General features: G+C 68.2%; 15 protein-coding genes. 8 read left to right on the forward strand and 7 right to left on the reverse strand.

Features of this window, described 5'->3' with window-relative positions; genetic code table 11:
* Nucleotide 1: 1 nt before the first annotated feature.
* Nucleotides 2-973: an ABC transporter permease gene (locus A3ES_RS0121125; protein ID WP_020388835.1), complete on the forward strand. Its 972-nt coding sequence runs from the start codon at nt 2-4 to the stop codon at nt 971-973.
* A gap of 3 nt (nt 974-976) precedes the next feature.
* Here A3ES_RS0121125 and A3ES_RS0121130 read toward each other — a convergent pair whose 3' ends face one another.
* Nucleotides 977-2242 carry an MATE family efflux transporter gene (locus A3ES_RS0121130; protein ID WP_157630655.1) on the reverse strand — a complete coding sequence of 422 codons (1266 nt, stop codon included), beginning with the start codon at nt 2240-2242 and terminating at the stop codon, nt 977-979.
* Nucleotides 2243-2335: 93 nt separating this feature from the next.
* Between A3ES_RS0121130 and A3ES_RS0121135 the strand changes: the two genes are divergently transcribed.
* Nucleotides 2336-4084 carry an MmpA family trehalose lipid delivery protein gene (locus A3ES_RS0121135; protein WP_020388837.1) on the forward strand — a complete coding sequence of 583 codons (1749 nt, stop codon included), beginning with the start codon at nt 2336-2338 and terminating at the stop codon, nt 4082-4084.
* Between the two features lie 179 nt (nt 4085-4263).
* Nucleotides 4264-4431, forward strand: coding sequence for a DUF2613 family protein (locus A3ES_RS53455; RefSeq protein ID WP_020388838.1), 168 nt, complete (start codon nt 4264-4266; stop codon nt 4429-4431).
* On the opposite strand, the gene A3ES_RS0121145 is transcribed toward A3ES_RS53455, so the two are convergent.
* On the reverse strand, nt 4432-5592 hold the full coding sequence (locus tag A3ES_RS0121145; protein WP_020388839.1) for a glycosyltransferase family 4 protein: 1161 nt from the start codon (nt 5590-5592) through the stop codon (nt 4432-4434).
* 211 nt (nt 5593-5803) lie between these two features.
* On the opposite strand from A3ES_RS0121145, the gene A3ES_RS0121150 reads away from it, so the two are divergent.
* The gene (locus A3ES_RS0121150) at nt 5804-6562 is read left to right on the forward strand and encodes a class I SAM-dependent methyltransferase (RefSeq protein ID WP_202806553.1); all 759 of its coding nucleotides are present in this window, start codon (nt 5804-5806) and stop codon (nt 6560-6562) included.
* Between the two features lie 11 nt (nt 6563-6573).
* On the forward strand, nt 6574-10653 hold the full coding sequence (locus A3ES_RS0121155) for an alpha-(1->3)-arabinofuranosyltransferase (RefSeq protein ID WP_020388841.1): 4080 nt from the start codon (nt 6574-6576) through the stop codon (nt 10651-10653).
* On the opposite strand, the gene A3ES_RS0121160 is transcribed toward A3ES_RS0121155, so the two are convergent.
* Together A3ES_RS0121160 and A3ES_RS0121165 are read right to left on the reverse strand one after the other, a co-directional pair.
* On the reverse strand, nt 10542-11765 hold the full coding sequence (locus tag A3ES_RS0121160; protein ID WP_026163070.1) for an acyltransferase family protein: 1224 nt from the start codon (nt 11763-11765) through the stop codon (nt 10542-10544). The two genes, A3ES_RS0121155 and A3ES_RS0121160, sit on opposite strands and share 112 nt — an antisense overlap.
* The gene (locus A3ES_RS0121165) at nt 11762-13564 is read right to left on the reverse strand and encodes a hypothetical protein (RefSeq protein WP_020388843.1); all 1803 of its coding nucleotides are present in this window, start codon (nt 13562-13564) and stop codon (nt 11762-11764) included. The genes A3ES_RS0121160 and A3ES_RS0121165 overlap by 4 nt, the downstream gene beginning before the upstream one ends.
* Nucleotides 13565-13676: 112 nt before the next feature.
* Between A3ES_RS0121165 and pgfA the strand changes: the two genes are divergently transcribed.
* Entirely contained in the window at nt 13677-14753 is a 1077-nt protein-coding gene (gene pgfA / locus A3ES_RS0121170) for a cell envelope lipid trafficking protein PgfA (RefSeq protein WP_157630656.1), read from the forward strand.
* On the opposite strand, the gene A3ES_RS0121175 is transcribed toward pgfA, so the two are convergent.
* The 3 genes from A3ES_RS0121175 to A3ES_RS47895 are packed head-to-tail and all read right to left on the reverse strand — an operon-like array spanning nt 14750 to nt 16695.
* On the reverse strand, nt 14750-15541 hold the full coding sequence (locus A3ES_RS0121175; protein ID WP_026163071.1) for a class I SAM-dependent methyltransferase: 792 nt from the start codon (nt 15539-15541) through the stop codon (nt 14750-14752). The two genes, pgfA and A3ES_RS0121175, sit on opposite strands and share 4 nt — an antisense overlap.
* Before the next feature lie 30 nt (nt 15542-15571).
* Nucleotides 15572-16129: an SRPBCC domain-containing protein gene (locus A3ES_RS0121180; protein ID WP_020388846.1), complete on the reverse strand. Its 558-nt coding sequence runs from the start codon at nt 16127-16129 to the stop codon at nt 15572-15574.
* A complete protein-coding gene (locus tag A3ES_RS47895; RefSeq protein ID WP_020388847.1) occupies nt 16126-16695 on the reverse strand; it encodes a TetR/AcrR family transcriptional regulator in 570 nt (189 codons plus the stop codon). The genes A3ES_RS0121180 and A3ES_RS47895 overlap by 4 nt, the downstream gene beginning before the upstream one ends.
* Nucleotides 16696-16844: 149 nt before the next feature.
* Between A3ES_RS47895 and A3ES_RS0121190 the strand changes: the two genes are divergently transcribed.
* Both A3ES_RS0121190 and A3ES_RS0121195 read left to right on the forward strand, forming a co-directional pair.
* Nucleotides 16845-17741 (forward strand): SGNH/GDSL hydrolase family protein, encoded by an 897-nt coding sequence (locus A3ES_RS0121190; protein WP_040455184.1) that lies wholly within the window; start codon nt 16845-16847, stop codon nt 17739-17741.
* Nucleotides 17742-17905: 164 nt separating this feature from the next.
* The gene (locus A3ES_RS0121195) at nt 17906-18811 is read left to right on the forward strand and encodes a phosphotransferase family protein (RefSeq protein ID WP_020388849.1); all 906 of its coding nucleotides are present in this window, start codon (nt 17906-17908) and stop codon (nt 18809-18811) included.
* Nucleotides 18812-18974: the final 163 nt, after the last annotated feature.

Consider the following 18974-nt stretch of genomic DNA (forward strand, 5'->3'; position numbering starts at 1 on the left):
CATGGCCACGGACACTCTGGTACGACGTATTCCGGCAGCGCACGCCGGCGCCCGGCCCAACAAGCAGAGCCTGGGCGCCAGGATGCGGCGCAACTGGCAGCTCTACGCGATGCTCGCCGTGCCGTTGATCTGGCTGGCGATCTTCGCCTACTGGCCGATGTACGGCGCGATCATCGCCTTCAAGGACTACAACATCGTCGACGGCATCCTCGGCAGCCGGTGGGTCGGCTTCAAGCATTTCGAGCGGTTCGCCGAGTCGTACCAGTTCTGGCGGCTGATCAAGAACACACTGATTCTGCACGTCTACGAGCTGGTCGCGACCTTCTGGCTGCCGATCATGCTGGCGCTCGGCCTGAACATGGCCCGGCGGCGCTGGTACCGGCGGTCGGTCCAGCTGATCACCTACGCGCCGCACTTCATCTCGACCGTGGTCGTGGTCGGCCTGATCGTGGTGATCGTCGACCCGAACAGCGGCGTGCTCAACCTCTTCCTCGGTCAGTTCGGGATCGGGCCGATCGACGTACTGAGCAACCCGGACTACTTCCGGCACCTCTACGTCTGGTCCGGTGCCTGGCAGACGATGGGTTTCTCGGCGATCATCTACCTCGCCGCGCTGACCAGCGTCTCGCCCGAGTTGCATGAGGCGGCGATCGTCGACGGAGCGTCCAGGCTTCGCCGGGTGTGGCACATCGACCTGCCGGCCATCCGGCCGGTGGCGGTGATCCTGCTGATCCTGAACATCGGCGCGATCATGTCCGTCGGGTTCGAGAAGGTCCTGCTGTTGCAGAACACCTTGAACCTGCAGACGTCGGAGGTGATCGACACCTACGTCTACAAGCTCGGCTTCGCCTCCCAGGTGCCGCAGTTCAGCTATGCCGCGGCGATCGGGCTGTTCCGCTCGGTGATCGGCCTGGTCCTGCTGGTGCTGGCGAACACGCTCGCCCGCAAGTTCGCCAAGTCCAGCCTCTGGTGAGGTCTACGCGGTGTCGGCCGTCTGTCGGTGGAGTCCTGCCGACAGTGCGGCCGACAGCGCCAGGGCGCAGGTGGCGGTCATCGCGACCAGGACCTTGATGGCGGTGATGCCGGTGACGAGGTCGGCGCCGAGGACGATCAGGGCGGCCACGGCCAAGCTGACCAGCCCGATCCAGATCAGCAGCGCAGCACGCTTCTCCTGTTGCGCGATCGCGGCGTACACGACCAGCTGCAGTACGGCGTACGCGGAACCGGCGAGGGCGAAGAGCCACGCGAAGGAGCCGAGGGTGGCGTACTTCTCCTTGCCGCCGGCAACTGTCACCACCAGGTCCGGAAGGAGTAGCGCGCCGAGGACGCAGCAAACGCCGAGCGCGGCCACTGCCTGGATCGCCCGGCGGAGTCGCAGGGTGTCGCCGGGGGAGTTGGCCAGTGAGGGGAACACGATCACGATGACGAACTGCGGCAGGAACAGGCACGCCTTCGCCACGATCACGCCGGCGGCGTAGTACCCGCTGTGCTGGCCGTCCATGAGAGAACGGGCGAGCAGTACGTCAGCGTTGGCAATGGCGAAGAAGGCGAGCAGGGCGTGGGTGCCGTGCACCGTTTCTCGCAGTACCTCCTTCACCTGCTCCGGCGTACCGCCAGTGGAGCCGCGGAGGAGGAAGCTGCCGACCAGCGGCGGTACTGCCGCGCCGATGGCGACACCGATCATGGCCGCCGTGAGACTCGGGTGGATCACCAGTGCACCGGCCCCGAACGCGAACCGGCCGACGCCGACCGCCATGTACATGGCTGCCAGCTCGGTCCAGTTCTGCCCGCCTTGCAGTACGCCGAGCTGAGAGCCCATCAGGCTCAGGCAGCCGAGTGTGGGCGCCAGGAGCAGTACTGCGAGCAGCGAGTCGATGTGTAGCAGCCACATCAGTAGTGGGGTGGCCAGTAGGCACAGCAGGGTCAATCCGAGTGCGGACCGACGCCCTGCCTTCAGTAGGGAATCTGCTAGCGCCGCCTGGCCCGGGCCGGTGTGGGTAGCGATCCGGCGGGCGCCTGACGCCTGCAGCCCGAGCGGTACGACGTTGCCGATCAGCAGCAGGCCCAGAAGGGCGATAACGGCGCTGAATTGCTCCGGCACCAGCCTGCGGACCGCAAACAAGGTGAAACCGTAAGCCGCTACGTTCATGATGGCCATGCCGACCGCAACCACGGTCGCACTGCGCAGGAAACCGAGCTTTGGTGCGGCAGGTTGCTGGTCGGGAGTCATCTCAGAGGTCATGCGGCTTCTGTTCTGGTTGCTGGCGGGTAGGTTGCCCTGACCGGGGCGGTGGGGTGGGCTAGGTATTCGTACAGTACTTGTGAGGAGGTAGGCGTGGAGGGGGGATCCTTCCGGTTGGCCCGGCTGTTGCCGTGGGCTTGGCCGGTACTGCTCACCGTGCTGATCACCGCGCCGCTGCTCGCTCCGGGGTACGTGGTCGGCTACGACATGGTCTTCGTGCCGGATCTCACGCTACGGCTTGACCTGTTCGGTGTCACAACCGCATTGCCGCGAGCGGTGCCGTCGGACGTGCTCGTCGCAGTACTGGACGAGGTCGCCGGCGGCCAGGTGCTGAACAAGGTCGTGCTGGTAGCCATCCCGCTGCTCAGCGGGCTCGGCCTGACGGCGCTCTGGCGAGAGCTGCGCTTGGGTGGCCCACTCGCGGGTGCGGTGGCGACCACGCTGTACGTGTGGAACCCGTTCGTCGCCGAGCGGTTCCACCTGGGTGCGTGGGCACTGCTGCTCGGGTACGCCGCGCTGCCGTGGCTGGTGCGCGCGGCGCTGAGGGTGCGACGAGGCGAGGGGTGGCCGGGCTTCCTACTGGCTTCCGGCGCCTGCGCCTTGACCGCCTCCGGCGGAATCACAGGGCTGCTGCTGGCAGGCGCAATCCTGCTGTGGCCGGGCCGGGAGAACCTGGGCGTCGTCGCTGAGTCGGAGGTGGGTAGGCAGGGGCGGCGGTGGCTTCCGCGGGTGATGTTGGTTGGAACGGTGGTTTTGAACGCGCCTTGGATTGTGGCCGGGTTGGCGAGGACTGCTGCGGCTACCTCGGACCCTGCGGCAGTACCGGCCTTCGCAGCTAGGGATGAGGGCTACGGCGGGACTCTGCCGACGCTGCTCACGCTAGGTGGCGTCTGGAACGCGGATGTCGTACCGAGCAGCCGTGGGCAGTTGGTGCCCATGGTGCTCGGGTTCTTGCTACTGGTGATGGCTGTGGCAGGGGTAGTGATCTGGTGGCGACGGGATCACCTGGTGCGGGCGCTTGTGGTGGCCGGAGTGCTGGCTGTCGTCTTCGGGATGGCAGGAGTCGTGGCGCCCGACGCGTTGGAGTGGGCAGTACGCGAGGTGCCCGGCGCCGGCTTGTTCCGGGATGGGCAGCGATACCTAGGCCCATTGGTCCTGCTCGAGTCCGTCGGCTTCGGCGTCGCGCTAGCCGCAGTGCTGCGCGTCGTACCGATGAAGCGCGTGGTGGGTGCCACGGCTGCGCTGATCCCCATCGCCGCGCTGCCCTCGCTGGCAGGTGGCGACGGGCTCAGGTCTGCGGAGTACCCGGCTGACTGGGCCCAGGCGCGTCGAGTACTGGCGGCCGACAACCTGCCGGGGGAGTTCATCCCCTGGCCGTTCGAGTCCTACCGCGCCCCGACCTGGAACGGACGCCGCCCGGCCCTGGACCCCATGCCGCGCTACTTCTCCAAGCCATCGATAGTCCCCGACGAACTGATCGTCGACGGCCACCGCCTGGCCGGGGAGGACCCCAGAGCAACCGCGGTCGCCACTACCCTCCGCGAGGCAGTCCGGACAGGCGCAGACCCCACCGCGGTCCTGCAGCAGCAAGGCGTCCGCTGGCTGATCGTCGACCGCGAGGCAGGCGGCCCGTCCCCGCGCGACTTCACCCCACAGCTCGCCGAGGTCTTCACCGGCCCGACAGTGATCGTCTACCGCCTCCCCGGAACCCCCGCCGCGCAGGACGATCGCCCCTGGGCAGTAGTCCTCGTCCTAACCGCCTGGACCCTCGCAACTGCTGTACTAGCCGCCGCTGCAGTCGGCGCGATCACAAGGCTAAAACGAGTCCGTTCCGCCCTCTAGCACTCCGCGTTCCGTTCATTCGCCCCCTTTTCACCCTCCATGGCCGCAAACGGTCGTTGGGTCGTTGGGTCGCTGAAGTGGAGGGTGAAAAGGGGGCGAATGAACGGAGGGGGAGCACTAGCGAAGTTACTGACCGGTTGTTACCATCCGGTTTACTTGTCGAGGAGGGGACACGCTTCATGGGAACACTGATCGGTGCTGCACTCGCAGTACTAGCCGGCATGGCCGTTGCAACCACGGCTGTGGTCGGAGTCGTACAGACGGTGCAGGACGAGCCGAAGAAGCCCGCTGGCCAGACCAGCAAGGGTCAGGTGGACGTCCCGATCGTCGACTACGGCAGCAAGTAGTCAGATCTTCAGAGGCCGGTCAGCGTCATCGCTGGCCGGCTCTTCTGCGTCCACGGCCGGTACTGCGCCCGCAGCTGAGCCGGTGAGGACGCGGTCGAAGCCGTTCACCGTGGCTGACCAGGTGAAGTTGCCGGCCGACGCGAGCGCTCCCGCTGACAGCCTGCGCCGGTGCGACTCGTCCTGCAGCAGCGACAAGATGGCAGTGCTGAACTCAGCCTCGGTGTCCACCAGGACCCCCGTGGCGTCGTGCTGCACCGACTCGGTCGGCCCGCCTGCACTGCGATAAGCGACAGTCGGTACGCCGTGCGCAGCCGCCTCGCCGACCACCAGCCCCCAGCCCTCCTTCAGACTCGGCAGGGCGAGCACCCAGGCTTCGTCGTACGCCGCGTGCTTGTCGGCCTCGCTGACATGCCCCCGGAACTCCACAGCGTCCTGCAGGCCGCGCGAGGTCACGTACTCGCGCAGCGAGTCCTCCCACCAACCAGACCCGACGACAAGCAGCCGTGCATCCGGCAGCACCTTCCTGGCTTCAGCGATGGCGTCGACGGCGTGCTCCACCTGCTTGTGCGGCACGATCCGGCCGACGCACACCACCGTCGGCACACTCGCCTGCGGCACCTGGCGAGGCGGTGCGGGGTCAGTGCCGTTGTGGATGACGTCGATGCGTGCACCGTCCACTCCCAGCGCCTGCAGCTCGTCGCGCGATGCCGACGACACTGTGACGTAGCGGCAGTCGCTGTAGAGCCGGGGCGCCACCCGCGACTCCAGCCACCAGCCGAGCCGGCCCTTCCAGCCCGGGTACACGACCTGCCACTGCTCCTCGTGGACGTGGTGCACCAGCACGACGACCCCGGTACGACGTACGAGGCGGGTAAAGAATGGGAGACCGTTCTGCACGTCGATGACGCGGGCCGGGCGGTGCAGCAGCGTGTACAGCAAGCCGCAGAGGTACACGGTCACCTTGCTGCCGCGGTACAGGTACCGGACGTCGTGGCGGCGGGCTTCCCGAGGACTGCCGGGGTAGGCGGCGCAGAGAATGGTGACGGACCAGCCCATTGCTGCAAGGCCTCTCGCGACCTCCTCCACACACCGCTCCGAACCGCCACCTTCGGGGTTCGTCGTGTCCCGCCAGTTCAGCAACAGCACCGTCTGCTCGCGCACTTGGTATGCCCCACCCTCACTAGTGGGTGTGTCGTCCGGTCTCCTGCGTGCTGCGCGGCACTCGGCACGGCGAGCTACCGCACCGAGCACCTGCTCGCGACTGCAGGAGACCGGACGACACACCCAAATCCGCCCCCGGCCACAAGGCCGCGAGGTTACCAGGGAGTAACGATGTCCGCCAGAGGTCGCGATATCGGTTAGGGTCCGGCCTGTGTCCGAAGCGATTCCGAGCCCTGTGACCACCGTCGGCTGGACGGCCGACCTCGGCCGTGCCGTGCGGCTGTTCCGGGCGTTCGGAGCCGAGCAGACCGACCCCGATCACTTCTACGGAACCCTGGCCGCGGACTCGGTCGGCCAGCTGTCCTCGTACGTCGACCTGCGCGGCGCGCGGATGCTCGACGTCGGCGGCGGTCCCGGGTACTTCGCAGACGCGTTCCGCGGCGCTGGAGCGACGTACTACGCGATCGACTCCGACCTCGGCGAGCTCAGTGGCCGCGGTGAGCCCGTACCGGGCACGGTCCTGGGCAGCGGGATGGCGCTGCCGATCGGCGACGGCACGATCGACGTCTGCTTCTCGTCGAACGTCCTCGAGCACGTGCCGGATCCGTGGCTGATGGCCGACGAGATGGTCCGCGTCACCAAGCCGGGCGGCACGATCTTCCTGTCCTACACCGGCTGGTGGGGACCGCACGGCGGCCATGAGACCGCGCCCTGGCACTTCCTCGGCGGACACCGGGCCGCGCGGCGCTACGAGCGGCGGCAGGGCAAGCCGCCGAAGAACAAGTTCGGTGAGTCGCTCTTCCCGATCACCGTCGCCGGCGGGCTGCGCTGGGCCCGCTCGTGCGGCGACGCCGAACTGGTGGCCGCGTTCCCGCGCTACCACCCGCGCTGGGCGTACGGCGTACTGGCTGTGCCGGGGGTGCGGGAGTTCGCGACCTGGAACCTCGTCGTGGTGCTCCGGCGCCGATGAGGTACCCACGAATGAAGGCACCCAGCAAAGAGAAGGTGATCTGGCGGACCCGGCTGCTGCTGGGGTGCCTGGTCCTGATCGCCCTGTGCTTCCACCAGGAGCCGGGCAAGATCGTCCCGGACACCAAGCTCGACCTCACTGCCGGACCAGGTGCCTTCCTAGCTCGCTCGCTGCACCTGTGGGACCCGCAAGGCGCCTTCGGGCAGCTGCAGAACCAGGCGTACGGCTACCTGATGCCGATGGGCCCGTTCCACTGGCTGCTGGACGCACTGTCCGTGCCAGGCTGGATCACCCAGCGACTGTGGTGGTCACTGGTGATGTGTGTGGCCTTCCTCGGCGTCTGGAAGCTCTGCGGCGCTCTCGGGTACGGCGTACCGTGGGCGCGGTTCGCCGTCGCCATGTTCTACGCCCTGAGCCCACGGATGCTCGGCGAGGTGGCGATCACCTCCATCGAGGTCTGGCCGCTGGCGATGGCTCCCTGGGTGCTGCTGCCGCTGGTGACTCCCAAAGCCCGCTCCGGCTGGTGGCGGGTCGGCTGGTCCGCTGTCGCGTTCGGACTGGTCGGGGGAGTCAACGCGGTCGCGACAGGCGCCACCCTGGTCCTGCCGGCCCTGTGGCTGATCACCCGTCGGCTGGACAAGTCGACCCTCAAGGTCGCTGTGGGCTGGTTCGGGTGCGTGGTGGCCGTCTCCTTCTGGTGGCTGGTCCCACTGGCGATGCTGGGCCGCTACAGCCCACCCTTCCTCGACTGGATCGAGAACGCCGCCGTCACGACCAGCAAGGCGAGCGTCTTCGAGTCGTTCCGCGGTACGTCGCAGTGGTTGAACTTCCTGGCGGCTGGAGACGGCCCGACCTGGCCGGCCGGCTGGCTCTACGTCACGCAGCCGGCACTGATCCTCACGTCGGCAGCCATCGCTCTGCTGGGCCTGGTAGGCCTGGCGATGGGCACGTTGAAGCACCGCGGCTTCCTGCAGCTCTCACTAGTCGTCGGCCTGCTACTGGTGACCCTCGGCCACGCAGGCACGGCTGGTTCGCCACTAGCTCCTCAGCTGCAGGATCTACTCGACGGGCCTCTCGCTGCGCTCCGCAACACCCACAAGTTCGAGCTGGTGGTTCGGCTGCCACTCGCGCTGGCCGCGGCGCACGCACTGACCCGTCTGACTAGCTGGGCGACGGTCCGTGGCGTCCACCGCCGCATCGTGCCGGTACTGGCCGCCTGCCTGGTCGTCTCGGTCGCCACGCCTGCGCTGTTCGCTCAGCTGCCGCGACCCGAGTCCTACGAGTCCCTCCCGGCACACTGGCGCGAAGCGGCCACCTGGCTAGACAGCCAGCCGACAAGCGGCAGCGTGCTCGTAGTACCGGCTGCGTCCTTTGCGGACTTCACCTGGGGCTCCACCAAGGACGAGCCGTTCCAGTCGTTGTTGAAGCGGCCGATGGCGGTCAGGGACGCAGTACCGCTGGGCTCTGCCGGTACTACGCGCTGGCTGGACGAGGTGGAGCGGCGCCTGGGCTCGGGAGTCGGTGACAAGACTCTGCAGCAAGCACTTGCACGGGCAGGCGTGAAGTACGTCGTCGTGCGAAACGATCTGCGCATCGATGCCCAGGTGACGCCGACGATGGCCGTCCACGAGAGCCTGGACGAGTCCGGCCTGAAGCGAGCCGCGTACTTCGGGCCGCCGACCGGCAGCTCCATCGAGCAGACCGGCCTGACGCTGGACGAGCACACCAGGCTGCCGTACCCGAGCGTGGAGATCTACGACGTGGGCGACGTCAGCCCAGCCCGGCTGGTCCCGCAGTCGCAACTGGTAGAGGTCCGCGGCGCTCCTGAGGACGTACCGGCCGTACTGGCCGCACTGGGTGGCGACCGCGAGGCAGTGACGAGCACTGACGCCAAGGGCCTCGGCAAGCTTCCGCTGGTCCAGACGGATGGGCTACAGCGCCGAGAGGTGACTGTCGGCAGACCCGCGGACAACCTGTCGCCTGTACTGACCCAAGAGGACCCGGGACGGCAGAAGCGGCGCACCCTCGATTACGTCGTCGATCCGGCGGCTGCTCTGACGACGAGGTCGTGGACGGGCGGCATCACCGACGTGCGGGCCTCCTCCTCGGCCGCCGATGCGGACGCGACGCTACGGCTCGGACCTGGCAACGGGCCGTCGGCCGCAGTGGACGGCGATCCCACCACCCGCTGGGTCTCTGGCACCTTCGGGCGCAGCAGCGGCGAGTGGATCGAGCTGACCTTCGAAACGCCGCAGTCGCTCGACAATCTCGAGGTGCGGTTCTCGCTGGCGGCGCCGACCAACGAGTCGATCCGCACGCTGAAGGTCGACACCGATCGCGGGTCGCTGACCTCGGCCGTGCAGGACACGGACAAACCGCAGCACATCGCGGCACCAGCCGGAACGACCCAGCGGCTGCGGATCACCGTCGGCGTGACCGACGGGAGAAACCCCAACGGTGTCTCGATCTCCGAGATCTCTCTGCCCGGCGTGAAACCGGTGAGCAGGCTGGTGATCCCGTCGGGACTCGATCGGCTGCCGGGTGCCCTGGTCTTCCGGAACCAGCAGACCGGCCGCTCAGCCTGTCTGCACGCCGCCACCCGGCCGTTGTGCCGCGAAGGGGCCGCGCGCGACTCCGAGGAGGCGACGGGCCTGCTGCGCAGCGTCGACCTGCCCCGGACAGCGTCGTACTGGCTGCAGGGGACGGCGTTGCCGAAGGACGGCGCCGCACTGGAACGCCTCCTGGACCGGCCGGCGCCCATTCGTGCGGCGGCGTCGTCCCGCGCGGTCACCGCACCGGAGGGCCGTCCGGGCGCGGTCGTCGACCGCGACCTCGGTACCGGCTGGGTCGCCGGTCCAGACGACCTCCAGCCGACCCTGACCTTGAGGTTGCCTGGGGCAAGGAAAAAGCCGGTGACGGGGCTGCAGTTCCTCAATGACCAATACCTGGCGGCGTCCCGGGCGACGTCGGTTTCCGTCCGCCTCGATGGTGGCCCGGCGATCGAGGGCAAGGTCGATCCGCAAGGCTTCCTGACCTTCCCCGCCGGCACCACCGTGGTGAAGAACATCGTGCTCACCTTCACCGGCAACGACCAGTCCGTTGACGTGGATTCCGCGAGTGGGTTCGCCCGGCACCTCCCGGTCGGTGTCTCCGAACTGCGGGTGCTCGGCGCCGACAACCTCCGGAAGGCAGTCGACCTGAATGCCGTGACCGGATCGCAGTGTGGCTTCGGCCCGTCGGTCCGGATCGATGGCGTGGACCTGCCCACGCAGCTCACCGGCACCGTTCGCGATGCACTGCAGCGGCGGCCGGTCGGCTTCACCCTGTGCAAGCAGAGCACCGTTCAGCTGCCACGTGGCCGGCACACGGTGGATGTCGTGGCGAGCCCCGACTTCGTACCGGTCGAGGTCAAGCTGACCAGGCCGGAACTCAGCAACTCGGCGGTCTCGCCGGTCAAGAGTGTGGACGTCTGGCGCTCGACGCCGGCGTCGCTGACTCTCGAAGCACCGCAGGCGGATGAGCAGTCCGTGCTGACAGTCGGGCAGAACTTCAGTACCGGCTGGGAGGCCTACGACAGCAGTGGCCGCAAGCTGGTCCCGCTGCGGATCGGCGGCTGGCAGCAAGGCTGGATCCTTCCGGCCGGTCCCGAGCAGGTGGTCACTGCCCGGTTCACGCCGGACCGGGATTACCGCGCCGGGCTGCTGGTCGGCCTGATCCTCTTCGTGGGCGTTGTCGGGCTGGCGATCTTCGCGCGTCGGCGGTCGCGGCACGCGGGGCACAGACTCCGCGAGGCCGGCCGGGTCGGGCCGTGGATCGCCTCCGTGCTGGCGGTGGCGGCCGGGACGTTCATGGCCGGCTGGATCGGGCTCGCCGCAACGCTGGTCGCGGCGGTACTCGCTTGGCTCCTCGACGGGCGCCGGGTCGAACTCATCGCCGTCGTGGTCGGCGTTGTCCTACTGGGATCGCTGGTCGCCGCGGTTCAGCCATGGCCGGACGGGGGAGCGGGCTTGACCTCGGGCTTGGTCCAGTCGTCGATCCTCTTCGGCTGCGCGTTGGCGCTGCTGTCCCGGCCGACCCCGGAGACGTCGTAGGTCCGGTCGTGCCGTCCCCGGCGCATGATCGGCCGTTCCAGCCCGTAGTAGCTCGCCGCGGCCACCGCGACTGATGCGACGAGAGTCGGCCAGAAGAGAGCCGCGAAGCTTCCACCGAAGAGCGTCTGGCCGAAGATCTGCTGGACCAGGCTCAGCACGATGAGGTGATACACGAAGACGCCGTACGAGATGTCGCCCGCGAAGTGACCGGCCTTGCCGCCCAGTACTGCGACCGTCCGGCGAGTCGGCGTGATCGCCGGGAACAGCACGCAGGCAGCGATTCCCGTGTAGAGCAGGCTCTTCATGACAGCCTGACCCACGCTCGGCAGGCTCAGGTTGTACGGGCCGGCGACCGGGCTCGCCGCGATCAGGAACAGCGCGACGGCGATTCCCCAGACGGTGCCGGGAATCTTGATGAGTGTGTCCAGCACGGACGGCCCGAGCCGCCCGCTGGCCCGGGCGACCTGCCACAGCGCGAAACCCATCCCGACCGCGAACCAGCCGATGTAGCCCGGCAGCCACAGTCCTGCAAGCGGGTTGCCGGTCGCGGTGATGGTGCCCATCCAGATCGGTCCGAGCAGGGTGAGGCCGAACAGCACGGCCAGCCGCCACCGGACTGCTCGTCGGGTCGGCCGCTCGTAGCTGGTCAGCAGCTTCGCAAGGAACGGCAGCAGCAGGTAGAACGCCACCTCGGTGGCAAGGCTCCACAGTTGGGTCAGGCCGTGCACCGTCGGCCCATCGACGTAGACCTGGGTGAAGATGGCGTGATGGAGGTAGTAGACCCAACTGACGGCCTCGTCGTTCTGTACCAGGAAAGCGGCCAGTAGCACGGCGACCCAGAGCGCCGGCACGATGCGCAGCGCCCGGTTGCGCAGGTACGGCAACAGGTGCGGCGGCTCGGTCTCCTCGAACCACGCGACGACATGCGGACGGTAGAGCAGGAAACCGGAGATCGCGAAGAAGATGGCGACCCCGATGTCCAGGCGCGACAGCACCCCCGCGAACGGCCCACTCAGCGCATCACCGCTCTGGAAGCCGACGTGCGTCGTCAGTACCGCGAGCGCGCCGATCGCGCGCAACCCGTCGAGTGCCGGAAACCTCATGCGTCTCATCGGATCCCCTTGGGTAGGCCGAGCTCGAAATCGCCCAGACAGACGGTAGCCGCTGGATCGAGAGTGCGCAGCCGGACGGCGACCGCCCGGATCGGGGCGGACGGCCCGAAGTACATGTTCGCGAGGGTGCTGCTCGGCCAGGGGGCGGCGGGCATCGGCATCGCCACCACCTGGCCGTCGGCATCGATGAGCTCGACCAGGACCCGCGTCTCCCGCTGCGAGATGTAGGCGAGCTTGGCGAACCAGCGCGTCGAGTCGTGAGCCTGGATGATCTGGAGCGGTTGCGTCAGGGGCGTCGTACCGTGCAGCTCCCGGGCACATCCGCCTGGCGTCTTGGTTCTCGCCCAGGCGATCAGGGTGGCGGGCTGGAGATGCCCGGTGTCGGACACGATGTACGGGTCTCCGGGGCCTTGCAGGCGGAAGGGGATACCGGCCGTTCGCAGTACGGGGGAGAGGCGGCTGTCGTCGGAGAGGATGGTGGAGATCGTCGAGGGCATCGAGACGTCCCACAGGTTCACCGACGGGCCGGCCTCTTTGAGGTCGGCGGTGACGTTGTCGAAGTACGCACGGGCCGGGTTCTTGCCCCAGAGCTGAGCGAAGCCGGTGTCCGAGACGACAACCCCGCCGGTCCAGGCGGTCAGGCAGCAGGCGACGGCGGCGGGTGCCACCCTGGCCAGCGCGGCGGAGCGCGGCTGCACGGATCGGGCGGTCAGGACGACAGCGAGCGTCAGCGGGATCGAGACGTCCGACCAGTAGTGGTAGTGCAGGACGAAGACCGCGCCGAAGACCTCGAACCGTCCGTACGACACCAGCAGCCAAGTTGTCAGTACATAGACGAGTAGCGATCCCCACAACAGCAAGGCCCGCCGGTCGGTCCGCCACGCGATGAGGAGCAAGGACACCAGCACGACCAGCCCGATCGCGACGGCTGCGACGGGTGCATCGGCCAAGCCGAACGGCGCCGCCACGGAGCTCCAGTGCCACGGCCCGCCGGCCAGCCCGCCGATCGGTACTGCGAACGAGCGCGCGGCCAGTTTGAGCAGCTCACCGAGGCCGGGCAGCTTGCCTTCGGACGGATTCCCCCGGGTCGCATAAAGGATGCCAAAGGCAACAACCGGGACGGCGAACGCGGCGCCGAGCGGCCAGCTCTCCCGCAGCCATCGGCGCAGCGGCACCGTGCGGAGGTAGAGCGCCAACCCGAGTGCGGTGGCCATGATCAGGCCCGACTTTTCCCAGCAGGCCAACGAGATCAGCAGCGAAAGGGGGCCATAGGCAATCGCTCGGCGCCGGCTGCCGGCGTACCAGTCGACGGTCGCGTGCAGCACCAGCAGGCCGAAGACGTGAGCGGGCAGATTGTTCACCGCGCTCGACAGCGACATGAACGACGGCATGCTGACGGGAGCCAGCGCGTAGAGCGCAGTCCCGATGACGACCCACCACTTGGTGCCGAGCAAGCGGAGCAAGAGGAAGCCCATCAGGGCGATCGCGGGCGCCTGCATGATGACCCGCCAGGCGACGGTGACGTCGTAGTTGAGCGGCGCCAGTTGGGCGAAGATCGCGTAGACGAAGCGCAGGCCGGGTGCGATGTGATCGTTGACCGGGGTGAGCAGTTCGCCTGGCGCGAAGCCCTTGCCGCCCTGGACGAGGAAGTCGAGATCGTCGCTCTGCCAGGATCCCCGGCGCGCGAGCAAGCCCAACACGGCGGCCTGAACGACCGCGACCGCCACCACCGCGACCCGCAGTACTGCCTCGTCCGGTGCCGCGCGCAGCCGCCCGGACGCCCCCCAGATCCCACTCATGTGGCCGGACTATATGACAGTTCGGCCACTGCTGGACTTTCTCGCCGCTGGTCTCTGTTCAAGACCCCTACTCGCTGGTAGCGTCCCGCGGACCGAACCGGGAGGGATTGTTGTGGGGAATCGCAGTCGTGTGCTGGTGATCGCATTGGGGATCTTCTTCGTAGGGATCGCGGCACTGGCCAAGTTCTATGCCTATCCGACGCTGGCGGTGGCACCGGCCGACCAGGTCGCGCACACCGTGTCGGCCGGTCCGGACGCCACCATCTTCAGCGTGGCCGAGCTGGGCGAGAAGTCGGTGACCCTGGAAGCACGCCGTACGGTCCGGGGGGACGTGGCGGCTGCCGAGGAGATCAGCAAGAAGCTGGACCGCAAGGTCGTCGTGTTCGACACCGTGGTGATCACGGACGACGAGTTGGACTACAAGTTCCCTGACGACAAGACGCAGACGGCCAAGCTGCCGCTGAGCTTCGTCCAGGAGCGGGTCGTGCTGGACGCGCACACCGGTGAGTCGGTCCGCTGGACCGACGCGGACACCGGGGAATACATCACTACCTCGCTGGAGAAGTCGGAACGGCAGACGGCCAAGGAAGGCGACCCGTACTTCCAGGGTCACCAGGGCCTGGTGCTGAAGTTCCCGTTCGGCACCGAGAAGAAGACCTACCAGTTCTGGGACTCCAGCACCCGCAAGGCCTTCCCGGCCGAGTACAAGGGTGAGGACAAGCTGCACGGGCTGAACGTCTACAAGTTCGAGCAGATCGTGCCGAAGCAGGACATCGCGCAGGTCAAGCCGCTGCAGGTCCCGCCGTCGGTGATCAAGGAACAGGGCACCGAGGCGGTCACCGTCCAGCGCACGTACCAGAACAAGCGGACGCTGTGGATCGAGCCGGTCACCGGCGCGATCATCAAGGGCCAGGAGGAGCAGTTCGCCTCGCTCAGCTACAATGGTGAGCCCCGGGTGACCGCGACGAAGGTGACGATCGCCTACGACGACGCCACCGTGAAGAAGAACGTCGAAGGCGCCAAGGAGAACGGCGTCGAAGAGGGCGGCTACAAGGCCAAGGCCGCGCAGTTGCAGCTGATCGGCTTCTGGGTGCCGCTCATCTCGCTGATCATCGGTCTGCTGTTGCTGGCGCTGGTCGTGGCGCTGCAGCTGCGGTCACGTCCGGCCGCCTCGACACCGGCTGACTAGTTCTTGTGGGCTGACCAGATCGCGGTACCGGGTACGAGCCGGCCGCGGTCTGGTCCCCAGCCGCCCCAGACCTGGTCGTTGCCGGCCGGCCACTCGGGTTCGAGCAGGTCGTCGACGATCAGGCCGGCGCCGGTGAGCGCGCGGATCCAGTCGCCCGTCGTACGGTGATGCTCGGCGTAGACCGGGGTGCCCTGGCCGTCCACTTCGACGTACGGCGTGCGGTCGAAGTACGACTGCGTGATCCGCAGACCGGCCGGGGTCGGGTCGTCCGGCATGCTCCACCGGATCGGATGCGTCACGGAGAAGACGAGCAAGCCGCCCGGCTTCAGCGTCCTGGCGATCTCCCTGAGGGCTGCCTCGGCGTCGGCGACGAACGGCAAGGCGCCGAAGGCTGAGCAGGCGATGTCGAAGGTCTCGTCCTTGAACGGGATGGCCACGGCATCGGCGGCCACGGTCCGTACGGCGGTGCCGGTACGCCGGTCCAGCTGGCGGCCGATCCGGAGTTGCTCGATAGAGATGTCGAAGGCGACCACGTTCGCCGCCTGACCGGCGAGCCAGCGCGAGCATTGCGCCGCGCCGCAGCCGACTTCGAGGATCCGCCGGCCGCGAACCGGGCCGAGGAGTTGCGCGGCCGCCTCGTCGACGCCCTCGGGGCACCAGATGAACTGGTCGTCCCCGAGGAATGCGCCGTGCTCCTCGAGATACTCCGCGGCCGCCGAGTCCCAGTAGGCCCGGCTGGCCTTCGACGTCTCAGGCTCGGTCAACTCCACGCGCCGCGGCTCCACCACCGCCTCACCCTAGTACCCCGAGTCCGGGCACTAGCGGGCAGTGCGCCCCTCCGCGCGGGCGGCAAGGGCGCGGTTCATGGCCTCGAACTGGGGCTTGATCGTGGTGTCGAGCATGCCGACCGTGAACGGCACGGCGATGCCGTTGAACTTCTCCTCCTGGATCAGCCGCGACCGGCCATCCGGCAGTGCCTCGATCCGGAACGAGTGCTCGCCGTCGAAGACTCCACCGAAGCCGAGCTTGCCGATCCAGCGCAGCTCCTTGCCCGGCTCGACCGCGAGTAGCTCCGGGGCGAAGGTGGTCTCCTTGCCGTTCGTGTCCTTGAGCACGTTGGTGATGATCGCGCCGGCCTTCAGTTCGCCGGTCGACGAGATGATGAACGGATTCCACGCCGGGTAGGCCGCGCGGTCGGCGAGCACCTGCCAGACGGCGTCGGGCGAGGCGTCCACCTCGATCTCGGTGCGCAGCACGGTGGTGTGGGCGATCGCGTACACGCAGTACCCGATCAGGAGTACGGCGATGGCGGCGAGGCCGGTCAGCACGCGGCGGCGTACTCGGGACTTCTTGGGCGGCGTGGCGGTAGTGGTCATCGGGGCTCCTCAGGGCCTAAAACGCTGCACACGAGTGTCTGCGCGTAGTCGGGGGTCAGCGGCTCGCCAGTGACGAGGAGCCGGTAGTAGAGCGGGCCGACCAGTTGATCGACCAGTACTGCCGGGGAGACGTGGCTGAGCACGATGCCGGCCTGCTGGGCGTTGGCGACCACGGCCGTCACGGCGCGGTGGCGCTCGGACCACAAGGCCCGGACGCTCTCGCCGACGCGCGGTTCGCGGGCAGCCGCGGCCACCAGGTCGGCGATCAGGGTGGTCGGGGTCGCGGTGAGATTCGCCGCGATCGCGGTGACCAGCGCGGTCAGGTCGTCGCGTGGACTGCCGGACGGCTCGAACGGGACGTCTTCGCGCAGGTTGGTGATCAGCGCGACGACGAGTTCGGCCTTCGAGGCCCAGCGCCGGTAGAGCGTCGTCTTCGCGACCCCGGCCCGCTCGGCCACCCGGTCGATCGACAACGCGTCGTACCCGCCCTGGCGGATCTCCGCCGCCGCGGCCGCGAGCACTCTGCCTTCGATCCCGGCGTCTCGCGGTCTGCCGCGTTCGGCCATCTCAACTCCTTTTTACGCTACCGTAGTATCGTAAATGATCGACCGCAGATTTGTCACCCTGAGGTCTTGCCGAAAAGGTGAGTTTTCTTCATGCTGACTCGCACCCGATGTGTTACCGGCCGGTTACTTATGGTGTGAAGGCGGTCAGCATGCAGAAGAGGTCAGTGCGTTCCCGGATCACGGCTTTGCTCGGTGTGACGACTTTGGTCGTCGCCACCCCACTCACCGCGCAGGCGGCCCCAGCGCCCCTGGTGTACGTCGCGATGGGCGACTCGTTCGCGGCCGGCTCGCTCGTGCTGCCGGCGAAGGAGTTGCTGACCTGCGCGCGATCGGCGGTCAACTACGCCTCGATCATCGCCGGCAAGCTCCAGCCCGCGGCGTTCCGCGACGTCACCTGCGGCGCTGCCCAGACCACCCACTTCGCGAATCCGCAGCCGGGGATCATCACGGGCACGGCGGCACCGCAGTACAACGCTCTGAGCCCGGACACCACGCTCGTCACCGTGGGGATCGGCGGCAACGACATCGGCCTGGTCGGTCTGGCGGTCTCGTGCGTGAACCTGCTGCCTCCGGGGGTCGGGTCGTCCTGCAAGGCGGCCAACACCGCGGGCGGCGTGGACAAGCTCGCGCAGAAGATCGACGCGTTCGCGCCGACGTACGGCACGGTGATCGAGGAGATCCGGCAGCGGGCGCCGCAGGCGAAGATCCTGATGGTCGGCTACCCGACGGGGATCAAGAAGGGCGGTTGCTGGCCGGTCGTCCCGGTGTGGAGTGTGGACGCGGACTACCTGCAGGCGTCGTTGACCCGGCTGAACCTCCGGATGGCCGAGCAGGCTAGGGCGCATGGTGCGACGTACGTCGACCTGGCGACGCCCAGCGTCGGCCACGACATGTGCAAGGGCGCCGCGACCAGGTGGATCGAGGGTCTGATCCCGAGCGTGGTGACGAACGGCATCGTGCCGCTGCACCCGAACGCGGCCGGCCTGCGTAACGCAGTACCGACGATCCTGGCGGCAGCCGGACTCCCAGCACCCACCACGGCGTAGCGCGAGCCCACCAGTGGTGGGCTCGGACCCCAAGCGGCGACCTTGAACAAGGTAGACCCTGTTCAAGGTCGCCACTTCTTGTGCACGCCCACCACTGGTGGGCTCGCCCTCGGCGGCCGATGGACGTCCGGGGCTGTCGGTGCGGTGGGGCAGGATGCTGCGGCATGGATGACTTCGGGGCGATCGCGGCCAGCGCCGTGCCGCTGACCGGCGGACATGGCGGAGAGACGTTCGCGGTGAGCGCCGGTGGCGAGGATGCTGTGCTCAAGCTGTATGGCAAGCATCCGGCCCGGGCGGCGGTGGATGTCTCGCTGATGCGGCTCGTGCGCGGGTTGCTGCCGGTGCCGCGGGTGCTGGACGCGATGCCTGAGCCTGCGGGCGACGGGGCTCCTCCATATGTCCTGAACGAGCGGCTGCCCGGCGTGAATCTGCAGACCTATCTCGACACGGCCGCTGACGATGAGCGGCGGAAGGTGGGGGAGCAGCTTGGCGAGCTCCTGGTGCGGCTGAGCGGGATGCCGTTCCTGACCTTCGGCGACTTCACTGGACGCGAGTTGGGGATCTCGCCGTTCGGCGTCGGTGGGCTGGGGGAGTTCTTCGCTTCGCACGCCGCCGGGATCGGGTTGACGCCCTCGCAAGCGGCGGGGTTCGAGAGGGTGCTGGACCAGGCGGAGGATCTGGCCGAGACCGGGGTGGACCGGATCTGCCTGGTGCACAGCGACTTCAACCCGAAGAATCTGCTGGTCGATCCGTCGACCGCGGTGATCACCGGGCTGATCGACTGGGAGTTCGCGCACGCCGGTTCGCCGTACGCCGATCTGGGGAATCTGCTCCGGTTCTGTACCGATCCGGTGCTCGCGAGGGCGGTGCTGAGCGTCGTACGGGCCGGTCCTGACCTCGGGGACAGACTGCTGGAGCGGGGCCGGGCGGCGGATCTGTGGGCGCTGATCGACCTCGCGGCACGCCCCGCGGCCAACCCGGTGGCGGCCGCCGCGAACGCGCTGATCAGCCGGATCGGCGACACGGGCGACCTCGCGGGAGGCCGTCCGGACCCGGAAGTCGTACATTGAAGACAGCTGTCATTGTCAGGTACGCCGGGAGACCTCGGCGGGCGGCCGGTCCTCACCCGGGTGCCCCGGGTTGCCGTGCCCTCGGCATTACCCGTATTCTGTCAGATGCGCTATGGGCCCGCGCGACCTCGGACGGAGCAGGCTCGTGCTCGCAGCAAGCAGT

This window comes from Kribbella catacumbae DSM 19601, from assembly GCF_000372465.1.
GTDB lineage: Bacteria > Actinomycetota > Actinomycetes > Propionibacteriales > Kribbellaceae > Kribbella > Kribbella catacumbae.